At 72.3% G+C, this 6,361-nt stretch carries 7 protein-coding genes and 1 pseudogene; all 8 read right to left on the minus strand.

Features of this window, described 5'->3' with window-relative positions; genetic code table 11:
* Positions 1-250: 250 nt before the first annotated feature.
* Positions 251-1,366, minus strand: a 1,116-nt coding sequence (locus DY245_RS15080) for a hypothetical protein (protein WP_244943054.1), incomplete at its 5' end; no start/stop codon positions are given.
* Between the two features lies 1 nt (position 1,367).
* Positions 1,368-1,819, minus strand: a pseudogene (locus DY245_RS46305) (hypothetical protein); the annotation flags it as partial.
* A 152-nt stretch (positions 1,820-1,971) separates the two neighbouring features.
* On the minus strand, positions 1,972-2,484 hold the full coding sequence (locus DY245_RS15085; protein WP_425329393.1) for a DUF2891 family protein: 513 nt from the start codon (positions 2,482-2,484) through the stop codon (positions 1,972-1,974).
* Positions 2,393-2,698 (minus strand): DUF2891 family protein, encoded by a 306-nt coding sequence (locus tag DY245_RS48260; RefSeq protein WP_425329392.1) that lies wholly within the window; start codon positions 2,696-2,698, stop codon positions 2,393-2,395. The genes DY245_RS15085 and DY245_RS48260 overlap by 92 nt, the downstream gene beginning before the upstream one ends.
* A gap of 76 nt (positions 2,699-2,774) precedes the next feature.
* Positions 2,775-3,419 (minus strand): pyroglutamyl-peptidase I, encoded by a 645-nt coding sequence (gene pcp / locus DY245_RS15090; protein WP_128507561.1) that lies wholly within the window; start codon positions 3,417-3,419, stop codon positions 2,775-2,777.
* Between the two features lie 77 nt (positions 3,420-3,496).
* Positions 3,497-4,465 carry a DUF979 domain-containing protein gene (locus DY245_RS15095; RefSeq protein WP_128507563.1) on the minus strand — a complete coding sequence of 323 codons (969 nt, stop codon included), beginning with the start codon at positions 4,463-4,465 and terminating at the stop codon, positions 3,497-3,499.
* A complete protein-coding gene (locus DY245_RS15100; RefSeq protein WP_128507565.1) occupies positions 4,462-5,172 on the minus strand; it encodes a DUF969 domain-containing protein in 711 nt (236 codons plus the stop codon). The genes DY245_RS15095 and DY245_RS15100 overlap by 4 nt, the downstream gene beginning before the upstream one ends.
* A gap of 187 nt (positions 5,173-5,359) precedes the next feature.
* Entirely contained in the window at positions 5,360-6,103 is a 744-nt protein-coding gene (locus DY245_RS15105; protein ID WP_128507567.1) for a GntR family transcriptional regulator, read from the minus strand.
* Positions 6,104-6,361 lie beyond the last annotated feature (258 nt).

Genomic DNA, 6,361 nt, shown 5'->3' on the forward strand with positions numbered 1-6,361 from the left:
CGCCGGCCCCGCGGCGGCCGGTTCGGCGTCGGCGGTGGGCGCGCCCCGGCCCGGCCCGCCGGGCCCGGACGCCGGATCCGGCTGCGGCACCTCGTCGGCGTCGTACTCGGTCACGGAACAAGCTCCTTGCGGGGGACGATCTCGGACATCTCTGGCAGCCGTGGCGGTGGGCCGCCGCACGGCGGGGTCCGGTCCCGCTGGACCGGGCGCACACCGCCGTGCGTCGGCCGTACGCCCTGGGCGCGGGGCATCAGGCCACCTCCGAGCGGTCGGCGGCCATCCCGGCGGCGTCCAGCAGGGCCGTGCCGACGATGAGGTCGGCGCCGCCGAACTCCGGGTCGGTCAGCTCGGTGCCGTCGTCGACGGCGAACAGCAGCTGCTGTTCGCCCTGGCGGTAGGCCGTGCCGACCGGCGGGCTGGCGGCGTGCACCGCCAGCAGGGCCACGAGGTAGGGGAGTTCGGGATCGCTGCGGCGCGCCTCGGCGAGCAGGCCGGAGAGTCGGCGGGGCGCATCGGCGGGCAGGTCGAGCAGCGCCATCGCGGCGTCGAGCTGGGCCTCGCTGAAGCGGCTGTCGTCGGGGGTCGCCACCAGGTCGGGCTCGGGCATCTCGGCGCCGAGGTGCTCGCGCTCGACGGGCGGGGTCAGCAGCACCTCGACGAGGTCGCCGACACGGACGGCCGAGGGGGTGCGCAGGCCCGTGCCGTGGGCGAAGAAGGCGTCGGTGACGCGGATGGCCTGCTCGGCGGGGAGCGGCAGCAGGGGGGCGACGAGCTGGCCGTACAGATCGAGTCCGGAGCGGGCGACGGGGGTGGCGAAGGCCTGCCGGTCCTGCTCTGCACGGAAGAGCGGGCCGGCCTCCAGCAGCCGGGACTGGAGCTGGGTGTGGCGGCGGATGCAGTCCTTGACGATGTCGACGAGCTCGGCGGCGCGCCGCTTGTGCTCGGGCTCCTCGGTCTCGTCGCGGGCCTTGCGGATGTTGGTGAGGATGGCGTTCTCGTGGCGGTAGCGGTCCGCGACGTGGTCCAGCGCCTCGTTGATCATGTCGGGGACGGTTTCCAGCCAGTCGACCGCGCGGACATTGCGCCGGGTGGCGTCCAGGGTCCGGCGCAGGGTCTCGGCGTACTGCACGGTGCGGTAGCGGGCCTGTTCGGCGGCGAGCTGGGCGTCGGCCAGCCGGCCGCGGTTGATCAGCACCTCCAGCTTGACCTCGGCGGCGATCTGGGCGCTGGTGACGTCCGTGTCGAGCGCGCCCACCAGGACGTTGACCGCTTCGTCGGTGGCCCGCAGGAAGACGGTGCCGCCGGCGCCGGGGACCTCCTCGATGAGCTTGAAGTCGTAGTCGCGGCGGACGTACTCACCCTCGGTNATGAGCTTGAAGTCGTAGTCGCGGCGGACGTACTCACCCTCGGTGTTGAAGGTGCCGTAGACGGCGCGGAAGCCGCGGTCCACGCTGCCGACGTTGATCAGGTTCTCCAGCACCCAGCGGGCCACCCGCTCGTGCTCACCCGTGGGACGGCGGGGTGCCTGCGCGGCGACCCGCGGGAGCACCTTCGCCACTATCTCCTCGTGGTCGGCGCCGGTGTCGAAGTCCATGTTCAGCGTGACGAGATCGATGACGGCGAGCGCCACCTCCGCCATGGCGTAGATCCCGTACTCACCCGCGAGGTTGGCTTTGCGCACATCGAGGTCGTGCAGCGGTGCGGTGCACGCGAGGGCGCGCAGCCGACGGGCCAGGCCCTCGTCGGCGGCCGGGCCCGGCGCGGGCCGGTGAGGGCCGTTGAGCTGGGGCGCAGCGGCCCCCGGGGCGGGAAAAGTCACGTCGCACAGAGTAGGCGCTCGCACTGACAACGGACGAAACGGCGCGGATCCGCTCATGGGTGGAACCGCAGGTGGATCCGTTGACGGACCCTGGGACGGGTCCGCGGCGGGCCGACGCGTCAGTCTACGGCGTCGCCCGCCGCGGCCGGCCGTCAGGTCCCGGCGTGCGCCGGCGGCCCGTCCAGCGCGAGGACGGCGAAGGTGGCGAGCCAGCGGTCGCCCGGGAAGTCTCCCGGGGCGGTGTGCGGCAGCCCGGCGGCCAGGTGGTCCCGGGCCGCCGCCGCGAGGACGGCGCCGCGCGGATCGTCCGACGGCAGCACGGCGGCGATCCGGCGCAGCGCGGCCGCCCTGCTGAGCGAGAGGCCGGTGAGATGGCCGATCTGCGGGTCGGCGGGGTCGGAGACGGTGGGCGGGCCGAGCAGCGCGGCCGGTGCGCGCCGCTCGATGCCGGGCAGGAAGCGGGCCGGCCAGGAGGCGAACTCCGCCTGCGGCAGTACCCGGCCCATCGCCTCGGCCTCGACGAGCGCCGGCGACAGGAAGTCCTGGCCGGAGGGCTCCCAGTGGGCCGGCGCATCATGGTCGTCGGCGAACCGGCGCAGGAGTGTCCCGGTGACCGGAGCGACCAGCTCCGGGCGGCCGGCCGCGGCTGCCGTGTCCAGGACCAGACCGAGCGCGAACGCGCTGTTCGTGTGGGTGCCGTGGCGGACCGGGCACCCGGCCGGGGCAGCGGCGCAGCAGGCGGACCAGCAGCCAGTGCATATGGACCGAGGAGTGCCAGTCGTACGAGCCGTGGAAGGCGGGGTGGTGGGTGCGCGGCGGCACCAGGTCCTGGGGGCCGGTCAGCAGATGCATCGGCGCGTACGGGTAGGCGCGGACCACGTTGGCCAGCGCGGGGCGGCGAGCCGGTCGGCGTGCGGGGCGAGTTGGGCCGCCTCCTGGGCGGCGGGACCGCCGCTCAATGGGTGGCCCCTTCGGCGACGCGGAGGTCGGTGCGGGTGTGTGCGGCGGTGGCGGCGATCTCCCGCAGGGCCTGGGCCACCGCGCTGACCGGGAGCGAGGGCTGGGCGCGGTCGACGACCTGTTCGGGGGCGTAGGGGACGTGCACGAACCCGCCGCGGATGCCGGGGAGTTCGGTGGCGATGAGGTGGGCGAGGCCGTAGAAGACGTGGTTGCAGACGAAGGTGCCCGCCGTGTTGGAGACGGAGGCGGGCAGCCCGGCGGCGCGGACGGCCGCCACGCATGCCTTGATCGGCAGGGTGGAGAAGTACGCGGCGGGGCCGCCGGGCACGATCACCTCGTCGATCGGTTCGGCGCCCGTGGCATCGGGGATGCGGGCGTCGTCGATGTTGACGGCGATGCGTTCGACGGTGATGTCGGGGCGGCCGCCGGCCTGGCCGACGCACACCACTATCTCGGGGCGGGTCTCCTCGATCGCGGCGCGCAGCACCGCGATCGAGGCTCCGTAGACGCAGGGCAGCTCAACGGCGGACGCCTCGATTCCGGCGGGCGGTTCGGCCGCGGCGGCGCGTACCGCCTGCCAGGAGGGATTGACGGATTCACCTTCGAAGGGGGCAAATCCGGTCAGCAGTACCCGGGTCATACGGTCATCCTCGGTGCGGCTCGATAACGATCGTGGGGGGACGGCGGTGGAGTGCGCCGTGGTGCGGTGGAGCGGGTTCAGAAGGCGAACAGCGCCATGATCACGATGTTGCAGCCGAGCAGCACGCCCGCGGTGGGCAACTGCGCCTTGATGGGCCCGTACTGGTCCTTCAGTTCCAGCAGGGCCGCCGGAACGATGTTGAAGTTGGCGGCCATGGGCGTCACCAGGGTGCCGCAGAATCCGGCGAGCATGCCGATGGCCAGGACCGCGGCGGGGTTGCCGTCGAAGTGCCCGATCAGGACGGGCCAGCCGACGGCCGCGGTCATCACGGGGAAGGCGGCGAAGGCGTTGCCCATGATGATGGTGAACGCGAACATGCCGACGCAGTAGACGACGACCGCGATGTACAGGGAGTCCTTGGGCAGTACGGAGGTGGTGAGCTTGCCGACCTGGTCGCCGACGCCGGAGACCTGGAAGATGGCGCCCAACGTGGCCAGCATCTGCGGCAGCAGCATGGCCCAGCCCATCGCCTCCAGCATGGAGCGGCCGGACTGCACCGGCACGGACACCCGCTTCTCGCGCAGCATGATCATGCCGACGACGAGGGCGACGACGGCCCCGATGCCCAGGCCCAGGATGGTCTCGCTGCCCTCCTGGAGGACCGGTTCGCCCCCGATGGACAGATGCTTGACGCCGATGGCGCAGGCCATCGCGACGACGGGGATGGTGAGCGCGGGGACGAAGAGCTTGTTGCCGAGCTTGGCGGCGCTGGCGATGCGCTGCTCGGGGGTGGTGGTGCGCGGGGTGCCGCGCCCGGTGAAGCCGAAGCCGGCCAGGGCGGCCATCACGAGCACCGCGACGCCCAGCGGTTCGGCCGGCGCCTGCTTGGTGACGACCCAGCTGCTGTAGATGAAGCCGGCGCCGATCAGGCCCCAGAAGGCGCCGGTGCCGAAGCGCTTGGGGTTGCTGCGGTCGGTGACCATCTGGGAGGCCATCACCAGGAAGCTGAGGCCGACCAGCCAGTAGAACCACTCTGCCTTGATCACTGGGCTGCCTCCACTGCGGCGCTGGGCTGGACGTTGGCGGTGAGCAGCTCGCGCTCCAACTGGCGGTCCAGGCGCAGCAGTCGCCAGCCGTGGACCACGAACGCGCACACGGCGGTGGGGATCGCCCACAGCGCGAGGTGCAGCGGTTCGAGGTGGGTGCCGTAGGTGGTGTTGACGAAGCCGGTGATCAGCAGGATGGAGCCGACGGCGAGGAAGACGTCCTCCCCGAAGAACAGGCCGACGTTGTCCGCGCTGGCGGAGAACGACCTGACCTTCTCCCGTGTCCGGTCGGGGAGTTGGCCGTATTTACGCTCGGCGGCGCCCTCGGCCATGGGGACGGCGAGCGGGCGGACGGTCTGGGCGTGCCCGAAGACATTGGTGAGCCCGACCGCGGCGCCTATCTGCCGCAGGCCCAGGTAGAGCGCGAGGAAGCGTCCGGTGGTGAGCTTGGCGAACCGGGCGATGAGGTTACGGGCCTGCTCCTGGAGGCCGTAGCGCTCCAGGAGGCCGATGACCGGGAGGGTGATCGCGAAGATCGTCACCGCCCGGCTGCCGGCGAAGCCCTCGCCGAAGGCGGCCAGCACCTTGCCGGGTGACAGACCGCCGAGGAGGCCGGTCGCAATGCCGGCCACCCCGACCACCAACAGGGGATTGCGTTTCGTGGCGAAGCCGATCACGACCACGAGCACGCCGAGGAGCACGATCATGGATCCGCCTTCCGCGTACGGGACCCGGCACGGGTCCATGGGGAGCAATGAAGAGATTGCAGCGGAGGCTAGGCGATTGTTCAACGATCCGACAAGGGGTCTGCGGATACTGATCTGCAGCGGATTCCGGGCGGGCGCCGGGGCGGACCCTGGGGCGGAGGTCAGCGGCCGGCCCGCACCCCGGGTGTCACCCCTCCGCGATGCGCTGGGCGTAGGCCCCCGACAACTGGCTGCGGGAATCCTCCAGATAGGACAGCAGCAGCTGCTCGGCCTCGGCGGCATCGCCGGCTTGCAGCGCCTCGACGATCTGCCGATTACGGGTCAAATAGGGTGCATGGAAGCGCCGGGGGTCGGCCATGACATGGAAGACCAGCCGGAGTTCGGCCAGCACACCGCGCATCAGCTCATCCGTGCGCGGGCTGCCGGCCAGGGCCACGATGCCCTGGTGGAAGCGGATGTTGGCGGTCGAGAGGTCCTGCCACTCCCGGTCGCCGGAGGCGGCCTCGCCGGCCCGCACGGCGGCCTCGATCGCCGCGATGCCCTCGGTCGTGCGGGCGTCGTAGGGGCCCTCTCCCAGACCCCGTACCGCCGCGCACTCCACGAGCGTGCGCACCCGGTAGATGTCGTCCAGGTCCTCGACCGTCACCACCCGGACGAACACGCCGCGGTTGAGCTCGTGCACCAGCAGCCGCTCGTGGGTCAGCAGCCGGAAGGCCTCCCGCAGCGTGTTGCGCGAGACGCCGAGCGCGCCGCCGATGCTCTCCTCCGAGAGCCGGGCGCCGGGCGGGAAGTACCCCTCGGTGATCCGGTCGCGCAGGATGTCGGCGACCCGCTCGGCGGTGCTGGAGCGCCCGAGCAGGGCACGGTCCCGTTCCAGGCCCGAGACCTCGGCGAGCCGCCACTGATCGTTCTTCGCCACTCCGCCGGCCATACCGCTCCCCGCTCTCGCACCGTGCCGGGCGGCGGTCCGAGGCCGTCCCGGGTGTCGTGGCGAAAGTCAATCCCAGATAGGGGGACGAGACAACACACCACTGGGCGAATGCACCGCCCCCCTTGTCGGATCGTTCAACGATCCCTTACGTTGTCCCCGACGCCGGTCGGCTCGTGTGCCCTCGGGGGAGAGTCACTACGGATACGGGCCGGCCGGCCGGAACGCCCCCGCCCGCCCCGCCCGCGAGCGGGCCGCCGC

This window comes from Streptomyces inhibens (assembly GCF_003389455.1).
Taxonomy (GTDB): Bacteria; Actinomycetota; Actinomycetes; order Streptomycetales; family Streptomycetaceae; genus Streptomyces; species Streptomyces inhibens.

What these genes read in the sequence shown, in the direction of transcription:
- pcp (WP_128507561.1), bottom strand. Translation starts at nt 3,419, where the DNA reads ATGACCCGGGTACTGCTGACCGGATTTGCCCCCTTCGAAGGTGAATCC.
- DY245_RS15100 (WP_128507565.1), bottom strand. Translation starts at nt 5,172, where the DNA reads ATGATCGTGCTCCTCGGCGTGCTCGTGGTCGTGATCGGCTTCGCCACG.
- DY245_RS15105 (WP_128507567.1), bottom strand. Translation starts at nt 6,103, where the DNA reads ATGGCCGGCGGAGTGGCGAAGAACGATCAGTGGCGGCTCGCCGAGGTC.